The sequence below is a fragment of the Paenibacillus agaridevorans genome, from assembly GCF_018604145.1.
GTDB classification, from domain to species: domain Bacteria; phylum Bacillota; class Bacilli; order Paenibacillales; family Paenibacillaceae; genus Pristimantibacillus; species Pristimantibacillus agaridevorans.
In genome coordinates this window covers 3168806-3184838 of sequence record NZ_CP075889.1, presented here as the reverse complement: position 1 = coordinate 3184838, position 16033 = coordinate 3168806, and the positions used below count along the sequence as shown (strand labels likewise).

Below are 16033 nucleotides of genomic sequence, written 5' to 3'. Positions count from 1 at the left end.
ACTATGTAACGTTCATCACGATGGATTACATTGTAGAGGGAGTGGAAGGGTGAGGGCGAGAACGGAGCTTACCGGCCGCGTTATTTTCCAAGGGGAGCCGGGATATGAGGAAGCGCGAAAGAACTGGGATCCCCATACGGACAGATACCCCAAGGTGTTTGTGTTTGCACGCAGGACGCAAGACGTAGCAAATGGAATCAGGTGGGCACGCGAAAATGATATACCCATTCGCGCAAGAAGCGGACGGCATGCGCTTGAAGGGAACTTATCGCAGGTCAACGGCGGCATTGTCATCGATGTCAGCGATATGAACAGTATTAGGCTCGACAAGAAGAACGGCACCGTTGTCGTCGGGACGGGCAACCGCGTGGGGCGCATCGCGAACGCGCTTGCGCGTCAAGGCTTCATCGCGCCTTTCGGCGATAGTCCGACCGTGGGGATCGGCGGCATTACGCTCGGAGGAGGCATCGGGCCGCTTCAACGAACGATTGGACTCATCAGCGACAATCTGATCGAGCTGGAGATGGTCGATGCCAACGGCGATATCATTATTGCCAACGAACGCCAGCACTCCGATCTCCTCTGGGCGTCCCGCGGCGGCGGCGGCGGCAACTTCGGGATCTATACCCGTTACAAGTTCAGCGTACGCCGTGCCCCGGTCAGAGCAACGGTCTATCGCATCGCATGGCCATGGGAGCAGTTCGAAGAGGTGCTCATGGCTTGGCAGCGCTGGGCGCCGTCCGTCAATACCAGACTGGGCAGCGAGCTGACGATCGGTCCCAAGCGGGGTGGCAACGTCATGATGGAGGGGCTGTTCCTGGGCTCCCGATGCGAAGCGGTGCGTTTGCTGCGTCCAATAACGAGTATAGGCACCCCGACGGAAAGACTCATCCGATCTCTGCCGTACAGGCAAGCCGTTAATTTCCTGCTGCCGCCGGATCCCGTGCTTACCCAGCGTTATAGCAATCAATTCTCGTCAGGATTCGGCAGAGAGCCGTTCCCTCGCCAGGCTTTGAAACCCATGCGGGAGTTTCTTGAGCAAGTGGAGGGCGAAGACGCGGGTTTCTTTTTCCTTAATTGGGGAGGGGCGGTCAGTCGGGTAGCGCCTGAAGCGACGGCTTTTTATTGGCGCGACGCGTCATTTTACGTGGAATGGAACAGCTCGTGGACGGTTCCTTCGGAGGCGGCTAGGAATATCGAGGTCGTGCGCAAGACGCGCAGGAAGCTGCAGCCTTATATCGTCGGCTCCTACATCAACGTGCCGGACCAGGGCATCAAGGATTCCGGTCCCGTCTATTACGGGGCGAACTATTCCAGATTGCGACAAATCAAGGCGAAATACGATCCCCGCAACGTCTTCCGCAATCCGCAAAGCATAAAGCCTGCCAAACGCGATTAGCTCGGCAAAGCAGCCCTTTGGGGCTGCTTTTTTGCTTCCATAGAAAGCCACGCAAGATTTCAAACTTTTACAGTGTAGGGCTTTACGATGCGGTACGGCAATTTAATAAAACTTTTAGAACTAACCGTTCAATTATTTAAATTTTCTCCGATACCCTTATCATTATAGCGTTTTATTTGGAAAGGAGTTTTATCCATGATGAAGCTAAGAATCGCCTTGCTGTATGTGATCTTTGCTTTCTATATCTATGCCCTATTTAAAATTGTCCTCTTCAAGGGCTACAGCATCGATCTCATGTACCTGGGAGAGCAGCTCCGGATCAGCGTGCAGGATCCCTTCCGAATCGCGGATCGGATAGGGCATGGGAATCTTGTTCCTTTGCATGAGATTAAGCGTGCGTTAGAAGCGGGAACGAACCATGGATTCCTTAACGTATACGGGAATATCGCCATCTTCGCCCCGTTCGGCTTGCTGCATGGCTTGTTGGGGATTCGAAGTGGGGGAACCCTGGCGGCAACGGCGAAGAATGCGTTTATCCTGAGCTTGTTCCTGGAGCTACTGCAGGCGACGTTCGCCATCGGCGCTTTCGATGTGGACGATATGCTGTTGAACACCTGCGGAGGCGTGATCGGATACTTGGTCTATCGACTGTATGTTCAATGCCGAGGATGGCTCAGGGGACGGGGGACCGATAAAGAGAAGCCGCGGGCTGCGCGGATTGGGACAATCTGATACAATAAATGGATAACGGCAGCCATAGGAGGGCAAGAAATTGAAAGCCATTACGATATTGATCGCGGACGACGACACGGAGATCGCGGATCTGGTGGAGATGCATCTGTCGAAGGAAGGATACAGCTGCATCAAAGCGGCGGATGGACAGGCTGCCGTGGAGGCAGTCGTCAAGCATCGGATCGATCTGGCGATTCTGGATATTATGATGCCGAAGCTGGACGGCTATGAGGTAACCAAGCATATTCGGGATCGTCATCATATGCCCATCATCTTTCTGAGCGCAAAGAGCTCCGATCTCGATAAAATAACAGGCCTCGTTCAAGGGGCCGACGATTATATGACGAAGCCGTTTAACCCCATGGAGCTTGTTGCCCGCGTAAACGCTCATTTGAGAAGATCGCTTCAGTTCAGCAAGGCCGACGCAGCCGAGAAGCCCGTTGTCGGGGCCGGAGGCGTCGTCATCCATCCGGACGAAAGAAGGGTTGTCGTGGACGGATGTCCCGTCAACTTAACGCCAAAGGAATTCGACATTCTTCATCTATTGGCCAGCCATCCCAAGAAGGTGTTCAGCTCGGAGCATATTTTCCGGCATGTATGGGGCGAGGTTTATTACGAAGGCAATAATACCGTTATGGTTCATATTCGCACCCTGCGCAAGAAGCTGGGCGAGGATACCAGCAAGAACAAGCTGATCAAAACAATATGGGGAGTCGGGTATTCCTTCCATGGGTAACGTATTCCGAAGTTTCAGGTTCAGAATGCTGCTGTTATTCGGACTCAGCATGGGATTCGCGGCCGCGATCACCTTCGCGATCTACAGAGTCTCCCAGCTTTATTACTATACGACCAAGCTAGAAGACCCGTCGACCAAGATCCGGTATTTCATCCGCCAGGTTGGTGACGTCAACTTCTTCCTGATCTTCTTTATCCCGCTGGCTGTCTGGTTTTTTTTCTTGCTGACGAAGCGGTACGCTCGTTACTTCCACGACATATCCGGAGGCATTCGTTCTCTTGCGGCGGGGCAGTTCGATGCGAAGGTCCATATTGCTTCGACGGATGAATTCGGCGATATCGCGCGTGATATTAATCTGGCAGGAGAGAAGCTGATGGAAGCGCAGGAGCGGGGGGATGCCGCCGAGAGCAGCAAGGAGCAGCTAGTATTGAATTTGGCGCATGATCTTCGCACGCCGCTCACTTCGGTGATCGGTTATTTGGACTTTATTTTAAAAAACGGGGACTTGCCGCAGGAGCAGATTCAACATTATGCGATGATTGCCTACTCGAAGTCTCAGCGTCTGGAGCATCTGATCGATGAATTGTTCGAAGTGACGCGCATGAACTACGGAAAGCTCGATATCGTTCGCAATCCCATGGATCTGAGCGAGCTGCTGCATCAGATGAGCGAAGAATTTTATCCACAGCTGGAGAACCGCGGATTGACCGCAAGAATGGATGTGGCTCCTTCGCTTGTCATTCAAGGCGATGGAGAGCTTCTGGCCCGGGTATTCGAGAATCTGATCAGCAACGCCGTCCATTATGGCGGCGGCGGCCAATTTATCGACATCCATGGCCGACTGGACGGCGAAGAGGCTGTCGTCGAGATTACGAACTACGGCGACTTTATTGCGCCGGAGGATCTGCCCCATATTTTCGACATGTTCTATACGAGCGACAAGGCTCGAACCTATCATGAGGGCAGCACGGGGCTCGGCCTGTTCATCGCGCGCAATATCGTGAAGCAACATCAGGGGGCGATTACGGCGGACAGCAACGTCATTCGTACAAAATTCCAGGTGCGACTGCCAGTAGGAGCGGAGGAGGCGCAAATCAAACATCAGCACGCAGCTGCAAAAGGAGGCGCTCCAGGAACATGACGTTTACCTCTGACCGCGTGAAGGTGCCGCATGGATTATGGGAAGGCCTTCGCCAAATGGGGATACAGCTTGGGGATATTGCCCGGCAAGCGGGACTTCCTCAGGACGAAATTGCCGGCGCCGAGGTGTCCGCTTCGCATTATTATTCGATTTGGCGGGCGTTCGCGGAGCTTGTCGGCAATACTGCCCAGGCAATCATTGGGCTGGCAACAGCCTACGAGACGGCGAAGTATCCGCCGTCCGTCTTAGCTACTTATCACGCCCGCGACTTCCGGGATGCTCTAATACGAATGACCAAGTATAAGCAGCTATGTCCTCCCGAAAGCTTGACTATCCATGAAGAAGGGGATACATGCAGGATCGAGCTTGGATGGCAGCAAGCCGTTAAGAGCGGGCCCCCCGTCTTGGCAGGGATTACGCTGGCATGCCTGATGGAGCTTGGACGCCGGGGAACAGGCCGGCACTTAACGGCGAAGAGCGTTGAGTTTACAGAAGACATGGGCGACGTGGAAGCGTTGGAAGCTTATTTTGGCTGTAGAATACGGACCGGGGCAGCGCACAATCGTCTGACTCTTAGGCGGAGCGATCTGGATCGTCCCTTCCTTTCTTACAACGAAGAGTTGTTGGAGATCCTGACTCCCGCGCTGGAGCATGCATTGGACCAGCGTTATACCGTTCGCACCATCAGCAATGCGGTGAAATATATAATAAAGGGTATGCTTTCAAGTGGAAGACCCGAGATGAAAACAGTCGCCAAAGAGCTGGGCATGAGCGAACGAACGCTCCAGCGGCGTCTTGTACGAGAGGCTACAAGTTTCAAAGTGCTGTTGTCGAAGTCCAGGCATGAACAGGCGCTGCACTACCTGGCGAATGATATGCTGGATATTAAGGAGGTCGCCTTCCTAGTCGGATACGAGGACCAAAACTCGTTCTATCGCGCTTTCCGTGGCTGGGAGGGCGTTACGCCGGCATATTGGCGCGTTTCGCAAGAACATTGACGCATCATGCTAGTTACCCTTCGCCTCGAACAAGGTAACCTATTGCATAGACCGAAAAAAAAGGAGACATGCGATATGGAGATGGGGCTGGCGAACAGAACGGCGTTGGTAACGGGATCCACTAGAGGGATCGGGAAAGCGATCGCGTTTGAGCTTGCCAAGGAAGGCGTGCATATATACGTGAATGGTCGGAATGCGGATGAAACGGAAGATGTCGTCCGGGAGCTGAAGGAATGTTACCCGGATACGAACCCGCGCAATGCCGCGGCCGATCTGGTCGATAGCGGGCAGAGGGAGCGGTTGTTCGAAGCTTTTCCTCATGTGGATATTTTGATCAACAACATGGGGATATATGAAATGATGAACTACGCCGACGTGCAAGACGAGGTATGGGAGAGGTACTTCCGTACAAATGTCTTGGCTGCGAACGGCTTGTCCAAATTTTATTTGCCTAAAATGGTTGCTAACAATTTCGGACGGCTGATCTTTATCGGAAGCGAGGAGGCCGTTATGCCGGCAGGTCATATGCCCCAGTATGCCATGACCAAAACGATGCTTCTGTCCTTGTCCAGAAGCTTGTCGAAACTGTCGGCAGGAACAGAGGTAACGGTAAACAGTATTTTGCCTGGACCGACGCTTTCGGAGAACGTGGAAGGCATCGTTAATGGCCTCTATTCGGAGCAGGGCTTAACATTCGCGGCCAAGGAGCGGCAATTTATGGCGTCCAGCCTGCCCCAATCCGAGCTGCAACGATTTATACGTCCACATGAGATCGGCAGACTTGCTGTATTCCTCTGCAGTCCGTATGCATCCGCATTCAGGGGTTCGCCGATCCGCATGGACGGCGGCATGGTGCCAACGATTTTTTGAATTGTAGGAGAAAGTATATGATTTCGCCGAACTTTCGCTATAATTCTTGGAACGAAACGAGCCTTGCCTCCCAAAATGCTAGCCGTTTTGCCGTAGCCCTGGCGCTGTACGGAGCATTAATGGGCAGGCGCGGTTGTATAGACGCGCCAAGAAATGCTTATGAACAATGAAGGTCAGTCGAGATATTGGGCTGGCTTTTTTTCTGTGTGACTTAGGCAATATTCAGGGGATTGAACAACCGACTGTAATGAACGGGATGTTCCAACTTCGGAACAGCAGTCTTTTTGAACCCTGTACACTTGGCATGTTTACGAATCTGATAATTTAAATTACACACTTCCCTTTTGCTACTAAAAGAGTTATACTAACTAAGTATTATATAGTTATTAACTAACTTAAATTCAGGAGGTAAAGAAATGTCGAATTTGAATATCGGTATTATTCTGGGCAGCACGCGTCAAGGACGTGTAAGTCCACAGGTTGGAGAATGGGTTAAAGGCATAGCGGATGGACGCGGCGACGCTTCTTACGAAATCGTGGACATCGCAGAATACAATCTTCCTTTCCTCGGCGAGGGTACAGGCGAAGAGCCGGGTTTGGCGGCTTGGAATGCCAAGCTGAGCAGCTTGGACGGCTTTGTATTTATCGTACAGGAATACAATCATAGCATTACTGGCTCGCTTAAAAACGCAGTGGATTCTGCTCGCGAGGCATGGAATGACAAAGCTGCAGGCATCGTCAGCTATGGCTCCACTGGCGGAGCGCGTGCTGCAGAGCACCTTCGCGGCATACTGGGCGAGCTGTCGGTCGCTGACGTACGCGTTCATCCGACACTGTCGCTGTTCACAGACTTCGAAAACTACTCCGTCTTTAAACCGGCTGATCTGCATCTGACTAATGTCAACGCGATGCTGGACCAAGTCGTGGCATGGAGCGGAGCTTTGAAGTCTCTGAGAGCTTAATGACATTTTAATAAAATTGCAGAAGAAAAACCGCGGAGCTTCCGCGGTTTTTTTGTCGTCGTTAGATACAATGCAGCCTCGTTAGATACAGCGAAATGCGGCTCGGATGTTGCAAATAGCGTCGCCTGTGTAGCTACAAGAGGGACGATAGATCGGCTGCCAAACGCCGGACGGGCGGCTTCGAATCCTGATGGAGCAAGTAAATATACGCCGGACGGGGCAGCTCCGCAATGGACTTGTCCACCGCGCCGATCTGCTGCAGCTCGTCCAGCCGTCCCGACAGCATGCGAGGCGTGACCTGGCCCAAAGCGAATCGGATGTCCTGGAACCTCGTATGTTCGTAATGAAGAGCGAGCAGAAGCGGAAGATTCCAGGCTTTTGCCGACAGCCGTCCGTATCCCAGCAGGCCTTCGGCGGATTGAACGGCTTTGGCCGCATCCCGCAGCAGCAATCCCTTTTCGGTCAACACATATTCAGGCAAGGCGGGGTGACGTCGTTCCAGCGGCGATAAATGCCGGAGCAGCCCTTGCTCAGCCATCCGCTTTAAATTGTCGCTAAGCCGTGCTGGCGTAATCTGCAACCGATTTTGCAGCGGAGTGAACCTGCCGCCGCTAGGCTCAACCTCCAGCAGCAAAGGAACGGTCCATTGTCCCGACAGCTCCTGAGCCAGGCCTAGAATACGTTGTTCCGTGTTCAGGCGGACTCCAACTCTTCGGATAACATCAGATTATGCCCGTCCGGATCGACGAACGTCGCGAGCTTGGCCATGCCTGGCACCGTCTCGGTATCGCCGATAAATCGGACGCCGCGCTGCTCCAGCGTCTCTCTGGTATGTACGATGTCATAAACCTCGAATACGGTGGAAGACGTGGAAGGGACGACCTCTTCCGCCTCCGAAAAGCCAATGATACAATCCTTCGTGTTCGTATTGACCATCGCCATGCCAGTGTCGGGATCATGGAAGTTTACTTCGAAGCCAAGCTTCTCCTTGTAAAAATCAATCGTTTGATCCAAGCTCTTGACACTGTACCATACAGTTACCCCTGGTTTGAACATATAAGCACCTCCAATAGTTAATATCGATATCATATCAAGTATATTTTCGATAGTAAAGTCCTGATTATTGCGGATTGTAAGTCAATACGCTTACAATAGATAGAAATTAAGAGAATCGGAGGTGCCGGAATGAGTCGTAAGCTGGCGATGGTGACGGGCGCGAATTCGGGGATGGGTCTGGCTACTTCAATCGGGCTTGCCAAGGCGGGCATGCGCGTCGTGATGGTATGCCGCAGCGAGGCAAGAGGCAAGGAAGCTCTGGCGAAAGTACGAGATGCGGCGGGCGGCGATGCGGCGGAGCTTATGTTGTGCGATCTGGGTTCCTTCGCCGATATTCGCAGGTTTGCCGCGGAATTTAACAGCCGCGGCGACGCGCTGGACGTGCTTGTCAACAATGCGGGCGTCGTCAGTCTAAAGCGGACGCTGACGAAGGACGGCTTCGAATCCATGATCGGAATCAATCATCTGGGACATTTTTTGCTTACGATGCTTCTGCTAGACAGAATCAAGGCAGCGAAGCAAGGGAGGATCGTCGTCGTGGCGTCTGGCGCGTACAAGGCTGGGCGACTGAACTTCGACGATTTCAATCTGACGAAAGGATTCAATGTCGCCAAGGGCTACGGACAATCGAAGCTTGCCAATATCCTGTTCGCAAGGTCGCTCGCGAAGAGGTTGGCCGGTACGACGACGACGGTTAATTCGCTTCATCCCGGCGCGGTCGCCACCAACATCGGAGTAAGCAGAGAGACGGGATTCGGGAAGAGCGTGCATGTTTTGCTCAAACCGTTTTTCCTCACGCCGGAGCAGGGATCGGAGACGGCGCTGCATCTGGCGTTAAGTCCGGAGGTAAAGGATGCGAGCGGAGAATACTTCTACAAGAAACAAGCTCAAGCCCTTGCGGGCAAAGCGGCAGACGATGAATCGGCCGAACGTTTATGGAAGTGGAGCATGGAGGCAGTTGGGCTGAAGGGATAAAACGATTCCATTACTTTCGAGAATACAGCGGCTTTGTAGTAGAACGACCGCGACAAAAAAATGAGGGGGTGCCGGATTTGGTTAGACCAAATCATTGTAGAAACTGGATGAGCGTCGTCCTGCTTGGCGTTGTACTGCTGTTGACAGCAGCTTGCGGCGGCTCCGTGTCCGAAACGTTGGTGGGTTATGCCGTAGCTCATTCCGAGCAGGGAGTGCTTGTCGTCGAACCGTTGAACGAAGACCCTGAGTCGAACAGAACGTTCAGAGCCGCTGTGTGGGTTGGCAATCTGCACAGAAATCAAGTTGGCAACCTGTTGCAAGTGAAGCTGGGAGCTCAGGCAGACTCCTATCCCGGGTTATCTTTATCGAAGAAAACAAAGCAGCAGCAGCAGCCCAAAGGGGAGAGGAGCGTGCTTATCGCAAGCCTGGATTATGCCAAAACCAAGTGGGAGAACGGATTACCCGTCATCGATTCCGTCTCGTTCGATAGAGAGGCTTCGAAGTGGGAGATTGACTTAGGGTGCTTGATTGACGAGGAGCAGAAGCTGAGGCTGCTTGTTGACGCCAAGCAAGAAATTACGGAGCTATAATCCGTATTTATAATTGAATTAAGAATGATTACCGATTATTGGAGGCAACATTTTATACTCGTACTGGGGGTTTAAAGCCGCAGAGATGAAAAATGGACAAAAAAACAAGCCTGATTTTATTTGTCCATTGAGAGTGCATTTGGATTTTCGTATGATACATTAATAGATAATGATTATCATTATCCATTAAACAGACGAAAAGACAGATGGAGGGCAACAAAATGAAAAAGGCAGGAAAATGGTTGACAATCCTGATGGCGGCCGCGCTCACGACCGGAGCGCTGTCCGCGTGCGGAGGACAAAACAATAACAACGCAACGGGTCAAGTAGAAGAAGCGAATAAAGGGGGGAACGAATCGTCGCAAGAGAGCGCTAAGCCGGAGAGCGGCGGATCGTCGCAAGACGCTACGCAATCGTACGAAGACTGGACCGGCCATACGGTCGAAGTGCCGACACAACCGCAACGAGTAATCTTCCATGGGGAGACAACAGGCGATCTAGCTGCGCTTGGCGTTAGTCCGGTAGGCATGATGTTGAGCTCCGTCGAGGGTACCTTAAGCGAGAAGCAATTCCAGGATGCCCAGGATGTCGGGTTCCCGTTTAACGTGGAAAAGGCCGTGGAACTGGATCCGGATCTAATCATTGTCGGCAACTCGGATGAAGCCCAATACGGGACGATCGCGAAGGTTGCGCCTACCGTGACTTTCGATACCTTCGGATCGCTGGACGAACGTCTGACGAAGCTGGGTCAGCTCCTTGGCAAGCAAGAAGAAGCCAAGCAATGGCTTGAAGCCTACCATACGCAAGAAGCGGCGATGTGGAAAGCGATCAGGGACGGCGGAATTGGCGAAGACGAGACGGCCGCGGTATTTACCATGTATCCGGGCAATCGGTTGTTTGCCATGGCTAACACGGGGTTGTCGCAAATTTTGTACTCGGAAGGCGGCTTTAAGCCGACGCCTCTCGTGCAAGAAGCGTTGGACGGCGGACAAGGCTTCGTCGAGATCAGCTTCGAAAAGCTTCCGGAGTACGCGGGAGATCATCTCTTTTTGCTCACGCCAGTCGATGGCGAAGCCGTGAACGAGTTGAAGGAATTGGAGAAGGGCCAGGTGTGGAGCGGCCTTGAAGCCGTCAAGAAGGGCAATGTGTATACGTTCGGTTTGCTGGAAGCCTATAGCGATGCGCTGTCGCGGGAATGGTTGATCCAGCAATTGCCGAAGGCGCTGCTTAAGTCCGAATAAACCGTTTATGTGATACGAAGCCGCTTATCGTTGGGTTGATAAGCGGCTTTCGATCGTCTACAATGATAACAATTTTATTGTCATGTCATGTCTGGAGGACGTAGGATGGATCAAGCAAGATCTCACGGGGAGAGGCTTCGCTCTTTGCTCTTTCATATGCTTGAAGCACGACGGTGGATGCTTCGCGAGGATCAAGTGACGGAGGAGCGGAGCCGCTCATTCTATACGCTGCTTCTTGTTGCTTCCGGCGACTGCAGCTTGTATGCGGATGACGGTCTGATCCCGGCGCTGGAGCAAAGCTGCTTCATTTTGCCGCCTCGACAAAGATGGTACATTAGCAACTATTCGGGGGAGGAAGTCCTTCTCTACGAGATAACCTTTAAAATGATAGACGCGGATTCCGAAAGCGTCTTTCGCGAGCCGCTGCGGCCGATTCATTATAATTGGAGACTGTTTCCTTATTCTCGCGGGCTCAAATTGACCAAGCAATTGACTGCCGAAGAGGGGCAGGAGCCCGATAGCGGGACGGAATCCGGATTTTTCGCGAACACGGGGATGGATTGGCTCAACCGTCGTCTCGTGTTCCAGACCTTGATCGGAATGCTGCTAGCGCATAACTCGGAGCATATAACGAGTGGAGGAGCGCTGCCGTCCGCGGAACGTTCGATCGCTTTTATGGAAGAGCGTTATATGCTGCCTCTAAGTATCAAACATTTGGCCGAGCAAGCCGGCATGCCGCAAAGTCAATATGTATCCATGATAAAGCAGCTGACGGGATCTGCCCCGCTGGATTTCTTAAATCAGCTTCGCATAAAACACGCGAAGACGCTGCTTGTGACGACGGGAGACCCTCTTCGGGTAATTGCGAAAAAGGTCGGCTTCGAGGACGAATATTATTTCAGCAGACGATTTCGCCTGAGCACGGGAATTGCCCCAAGGCAATATGCGCAATCCATGAGGGGGAGCAAGAAGATTATCGATGATGCCGGTCACGAGGTGCGTATACCGCTGAGTCCCCGCCGCATTGTGTATTTCGGAGAAGTATTAGGCGATTTGCTGGCGCTTGGCGTCAGACCGGTGGGGAGCAATCTATATGAACTGGGAACCTCATGGCTGTCGGAAGAGGACGGCGGCCTGGAAGGAATCGAGGATATAGGAATTCCTTTTCGCTTAAGCAAAGCAAGGGCATTGGAACCCGACTTGATTATTCTGTCCAATATGGATGAACGCATCTATGGGGAGATCAGCGCTATCGCTCCTACCATTGTGTACAATTCTTACGATTCCCTTTTGCAGAGACTGCGGAGACTGGGCGAGTGGCTGGGAAAAGGGGAGGAAGCGGACAGCTTTATGGATCGGTATTCGCTAGTTCTCGAGGATGCGAGGTTCGCGTGGAAGCAAGGTATGAGCAACGGAGAGAAGGCATCCGTATTTATATGCCATCGCGGACGCAAATGGTTCGTCATGGGAAGGTTAGGTTTATCAGAATTGCTGCATAACGTGGATGAGACGTCCCTTACCGATGGGATCCAGGCGCTGATTGCTGCCGGAGATGCTTACCTGATGATCGACCGGCAGGATATCGCCAAACATGCCGGCGATATACTGTTTATTCCCATGCCGGAGAATTCATCGTCTCGCGAAACAACGGAGCAGATGCTCCGGAGCGACCTGTGGCTAAGCATTCCGGCAGTGCGCCGCGGACGCGCGATTGTGGTCGAGGAGAGCAGATGGAATCTGTACGACGCGATTTCGCGCATTCGTCAATTGGAGCATTTGCAATCGCTTATTGATCGCGTCCAGGAATATCGAGATTAACATACAGGGTAAACCCGGTCGTCGATCGGAAAGACCGTAAGGTTAACGCCGCTTCAGCATGTGCAGAATGACGGCCATCGTTTCTTCCAGCGCTTCCGGCTCGTTAGGGCGCTCCGCAATCCATAACGCGGATTCATTAAGCGCTCCGGACAGGAAGCGGGTCATGGCGGCTGGAGAAAGCCCGGAATAATACCCGTGCTCCTGTAAAATCTCGAGCTGCTCGCGAAGATGCCGCATCGCGTTCTCTTCGTCCAAGCGCCTCCATGTTTCCCACCCTAACACGGCAGGTCCGTCCAGCAGGAGAATGCGCAGGGCGGAAGGAGAAACAGCCGCCTCCACAAATGCCTTGCAGCCGAGAATCAGCTGCTCAAGCGGATCATCGCTGCGCGAAGCTTCGCGCTCTACTTTCTCGCCAAGCTCCGCTTGCACGGCCGACACAACCGCCTTGAACAAACCGAGCTTGTTCCCGTAATGATGATATAACGCGCCTCTCGTCATGCCAGCCTCGACGACGATTTCCTCAAGCGACGCCTTGGCGTAGCCGTTTTCCGTAAACCGTATTCTGGCGATGTCAAGCAGCTTGTCCGCCGTCTCTTGCGAATGCTCCTTCGTTCTTCTCATCGGTTAGGAAGCCTCCTTGCGGGATATTCAAAACTGTCATTTTGCGCCTCCCGGATCGAAGCTTCAATTCTTATAGTGATCCGCATAATCCTCGGCTGGAGGAATGTTGGTAATGATGTCGATCAGGACGCCATTGGGGTCGCGCGTGATAAAGTGGCGCTGGCCGAAAGTCTCGTCCCGAATATCGAGCTCGACCGGCAGCCCCGCTTGCCGAATGAGACGTTCGTATTCCAAGTCTACATCATCGACTTCGATATTTAAAATAAGGCCTTGCGTCGACTTGCGGAAACCTTCCGGGATGGTGCCGTGACTAGGCTCGAGAATGGCAAGCTCGAAGGCGGGACCCGTTCCCTCGATTCGCAAGCTGACGTACCATTCGGATTCGAACACGATTCCGAATCCGAAGTGCTCGCAGTAAAACTTCGCTGTTTCCTCTACATTTACTGTAAGTAAAACGGGATATAAGCTTGCAACTCTCATTGTTTAAGTCTCCTTTAGTATTGGAATATTTTTAATTTAACATACATACAGTATGTATGTAAATATGCGAACACAAATTTACCAAAGCAAAATAAACAAGGCGTCCGAGCGAATACATCGCTTCGGGCGCCTTGTTGGTCTGACGAATCGTTAAATTTTGAACTTTGACAACCTTTCGAGCAATTCTTCGACCATGTTGCTTAGCTGAGCAGAGGAAGCCGATATTTCTTCCATGGAAGCAAGTTGCTCCTCGGATGCGGCGGCAACGCCTTGCGAACCGGCTGCGGCTTCGGAGGCGAGCGCGGAAAGTCCGTTCATGTTTTCCGCGATCTGCCCGGTGCTTGCGGACAGTTCTTCCGCCGCCGCCGATACTTCCTGAATCTGAACATTGACGGAAGTCATCTCCGTCAGAATACGACCGAATAATCGCTGACTGTTTGTGATGCTGGCGAGACTATTTTGTACATTCGCATTTCCTGCGGCCATTATTCTGGAAGCATTATCGGTATCGGTACGAACGGCCGCGACAAGCTGCGTGACTTCGTCCGCGGCCTTGCGGGTTCCATCCGCAAGCTTGCGGATTTCGCCGGCGACGACGGCGAAGCCTCGACCATGCTCGCCAACGCGGGACGCTTCGATTGCCGCGTTTAACGCGAGCAGATTGGTTTGCGTGCTGATTGCCGTAATGGCGTCGATCATGCCGCCAATCTGGACGGAACGCTCTTCAAGTCTCCGGATAGCCGCCTCTGTCTCTTCTGCGGAACGAACGACGATTTCCATCTCCGAGACGGCGTCCTGCAAGGCAACGCTGCCTGTCCGCGTCTGTGCCGTCACATCGTCAGCCGAAGTCGAGACGGAAGAGGAGGAACCGGCGATGCGTTCGGCGGCGATCGTCATCTCTTCCATAATTCGCGAGGATTCGATGGCGTGTTCGTTTTGCGTGACCGCGCCGTCGGCAATTCGGCCGATCGATTCGGCTACGTTCTGGGCAGCATGGCTGGTCTGTTCCGCGCTAGCCGTCAACTGCTGCGAGGTCGCTCCTACAGCCATGGACAAGTCGGATACCAATCGGAACATGTCGCGCAGCTTCTCCGTCATATCGTTGAAGTATCCGCTCATCACTCCGATCTCGTCGCCGGATTTAATCTCCATCCGCTGGGTCAGGTCGCCTTGCGCCATTAGATGCAGCTTGCCGGATAATGTCTTGAGCGGCCGGGTTACCATCATTCGGATCATAATCGTCATGATCAGCGCCAAAACCAGTATGCCCGTCAGCGCGGTTGCCAGAGCTGTCGTGCGGGACTCGTAATAGTGGGACATAATGACGGACTTCGAGATGGAGGAGACGGCATACCAAGTTTGCTCGGAGCCTGGCAGCGTGATGGGCTCGAATAAGCGTAACACGTCGACTCCCTTCGAATTCGGCGTATATCCCTTTAAGCTCAAACCTTCCTTCACTTGCTGCCATAGCGCCGCCTTCAGAGGATTATCCCCGTAGCCTTTCATTACGGATGCAGGATCGTTGGGATTGGCGGCATAGATGCCTTTGTCCGTGAGCAGGGACACGTAGCCTTCCATTGGCGTATATTTCAACGCATTTTCTTGAAGCTGCTCCAGCGATAAATCGATGCCGATTATGCCGGCAAAGTTCCCGTCAGTGTCCAGGATAGGTTCGACGATCGACATGATTTGTTCCACTTCACCTGCGATCCGGTAGTCATAAGGCTCTGTATACGTCAATTTTTTACTAGCCTTCGGAATCAAATAATAATCGCCAGTGCCAGGCTTGTCGTAATCGACAAGCGGCTCCAAGTGAATGTTATCATTCTTCTTGACAAGGTAAGGAAGGAATCTGCCCGTTGCATCGTCATATGCCGCTTTGTTCCGATTGAGGGCATCGTTGCCGTCGAAGGCGTTCGGCTCCCATAACGTATAGATGGCAAAAAGCTCCGGCCGGCTCTCCAGAACATGATGGAGAAGCTCGATCGTTTCTTCCCGCGATACCGACTGGTCTTCCCGCGAAATGGCGAGCAGGTCGGACAGCGACTTCAGCGTCGCGTTCATGCTCGACATCGTAATTTGAAGATCCGTGGCGTATTGCACCCCTGCCGTTTTGGCTTCCAGTTCACCATTTTCGATGCTTTGTTTCTCAAGCTCGCCCAGATTAATATACAGATTCGACCCGAGCACAAGCACCAGCATAACCCAGACGACTAACGTGAATTTCATAGCCAGCGACAGCTTGCGCAGTTTTGACAAGATGGCCACCTCTTTCCTTATGTATAGGCGATTATTCGGCATAATTCGACATTTCGTGAATAGTTCTAAAGAACTATAAGTTGAACGGACGTTTTCGAAGTAAACGGTTCAATTCGAGAACGATCCCTAGATCGTTGGACGCTCGTAATTCGATT

At 52.6% G+C, this 16033-nt stretch carries 16 protein-coding genes; 11 read left to right on the top strand and 5 right to left on the bottom strand.

Annotation, left to right across the window (positions count from 1 at the left end; all coding sequences use genetic code 11):
• Window positions 1-49: 49 nt before the first annotated feature.
• The 7 genes from KJW29_RS13670 to KJW29_RS13640 all read left to right on the top strand — a co-directional run bounded on the left by KJW29_RS13670 (window position 50) and on the right by KJW29_RS13640 (window position 6838).
• Window positions 50-1399 carry an FAD-binding oxidoreductase gene (locus KJW29_RS13670; RefSeq protein ID WP_214630178.1) on the top strand — a complete coding sequence of 450 codons (1350 nt, stop codon included), beginning with the start codon at window positions 50-52 and terminating at the stop codon, window positions 1397-1399.
• A 195-nt stretch (window positions 1400-1594) separates the two neighbouring features.
• Window positions 1595-2131: a VanZ family protein gene (locus KJW29_RS13665; RefSeq protein WP_214630177.1), complete on the top strand. Its 537-nt coding sequence runs from the start codon at window positions 1595-1597 to the stop codon at window positions 2129-2131.
• A 40-nt stretch (window positions 2132-2171) separates the two neighbouring features.
• Window positions 2172-2867, top strand: a complete 696-nt coding sequence (locus KJW29_RS13660; RefSeq protein ID WP_214630176.1) for a response regulator transcription factor — start codon at window positions 2172-2174, stop codon at window positions 2865-2867.
• Entirely contained in the window at window positions 2860-4008 is a 1149-nt protein-coding gene (locus KJW29_RS13655; protein ID WP_214630175.1) for a HAMP domain-containing sensor histidine kinase, read from the top strand. The genes KJW29_RS13660 and KJW29_RS13655 overlap by 8 nt, the downstream gene beginning before the upstream one ends.
• Window positions 4005-5006 (top strand): AraC family transcriptional regulator, encoded by a 1002-nt coding sequence (locus KJW29_RS13650; protein WP_214630174.1) that lies wholly within the window; start codon window positions 4005-4007, stop codon window positions 5004-5006. Before KJW29_RS13655 ends, KJW29_RS13650 begins: the two co-directional genes overlap by 4 nt.
• Before the next feature lie 75 nt (window positions 5007-5081).
• Complete coding sequence (locus tag KJW29_RS13645) at window positions 5082-5876, top strand: SDR family NAD(P)-dependent oxidoreductase (protein ID WP_214630173.1); 795 nt, start codon at window positions 5082-5084, stop codon at window positions 5874-5876.
• A gap of 416 nt (window positions 5877-6292) precedes the next feature.
• On the top strand, window positions 6293-6838 hold the full coding sequence (locus tag KJW29_RS13640) for an NADPH-dependent FMN reductase (protein WP_108993245.1): 546 nt from the start codon (window positions 6293-6295) through the stop codon (window positions 6836-6838).
• Between the two features lie 133 nt (window positions 6839-6971).
• On the opposite strand, the gene KJW29_RS13635 is transcribed toward KJW29_RS13640, so the two are convergent.
• Together KJW29_RS13635 and KJW29_RS13630 are read right to left on the bottom strand one after the other, a co-directional pair.
• Window positions 6972-7496 (bottom strand): winged helix-turn-helix transcriptional regulator, encoded by a 525-nt coding sequence (locus tag KJW29_RS13635; RefSeq protein WP_281426379.1) that lies wholly within the window; start codon window positions 7494-7496, stop codon window positions 6972-6974.
• A 35-nt stretch (window positions 7497-7531) separates the two neighbouring features.
• Entirely contained in the window at window positions 7532-7894 is a 363-nt protein-coding gene (locus KJW29_RS13630; protein WP_214630171.1) for a VOC family protein, read from the bottom strand.
• 129 nt (window positions 7895-8023) lie between these two features.
• On the opposite strand from KJW29_RS13630, the gene KJW29_RS13625 reads away from it, so the two are divergent.
• From KJW29_RS13625 to KJW29_RS13610, 4 genes are all read left to right on the top strand, one after another.
• Window positions 8024-8869 carry an SDR family oxidoreductase gene (locus KJW29_RS13625; RefSeq protein WP_214630170.1) on the top strand — a complete coding sequence of 282 codons (846 nt, stop codon included), beginning with the start codon at window positions 8024-8026 and terminating at the stop codon, window positions 8867-8869.
• A gap of 77 nt (window positions 8870-8946) precedes the next feature.
• Entirely contained in the window at window positions 8947-9459 is a 513-nt protein-coding gene (locus KJW29_RS13620) for a hypothetical protein (RefSeq protein WP_214630169.1), read from the top strand.
• A gap of 221 nt (window positions 9460-9680) precedes the next feature.
• Window positions 9681-10700 (top strand): ABC transporter substrate-binding protein, encoded by a 1020-nt coding sequence (locus tag KJW29_RS13615; RefSeq protein ID WP_214630168.1) that lies wholly within the window; start codon window positions 9681-9683, stop codon window positions 10698-10700.
• 105 nt (window positions 10701-10805) lie between these two features.
• Complete coding sequence (locus KJW29_RS13610; RefSeq protein ID WP_214630167.1) at window positions 10806-12518, top strand: AraC family transcriptional regulator; 1713 nt, start codon at window positions 10806-10808, stop codon at window positions 12516-12518.
• 42 nt (window positions 12519-12560) lie between these two features.
• Here KJW29_RS13610 and KJW29_RS13605 read toward each other — a convergent pair whose 3' ends face one another.
• The 3 genes from KJW29_RS13605 to KJW29_RS13595 form a co-directional block, all read right to left on the bottom strand.
• Window positions 12561-13139 (bottom strand): TetR/AcrR family transcriptional regulator, encoded by a 579-nt coding sequence (locus tag KJW29_RS13605; protein WP_214630166.1) that lies wholly within the window; start codon window positions 13137-13139, stop codon window positions 12561-12563.
• Between the two features lie 63 nt (window positions 13140-13202).
• Window positions 13203-13619, bottom strand: a complete 417-nt coding sequence (locus KJW29_RS13600) for a VOC family protein (RefSeq protein ID WP_214630165.1) — start codon at window positions 13617-13619, stop codon at window positions 13203-13205.
• Between the two features lie 150 nt (window positions 13620-13769).
• Window positions 13770-15878 (bottom strand): methyl-accepting chemotaxis protein, encoded by a 2109-nt coding sequence (locus KJW29_RS13595; RefSeq protein WP_214630164.1) that lies wholly within the window; start codon window positions 15876-15878, stop codon window positions 13770-13772.
• Between the last annotated feature and the right edge of the window lie 155 nt (window positions 15879-16033).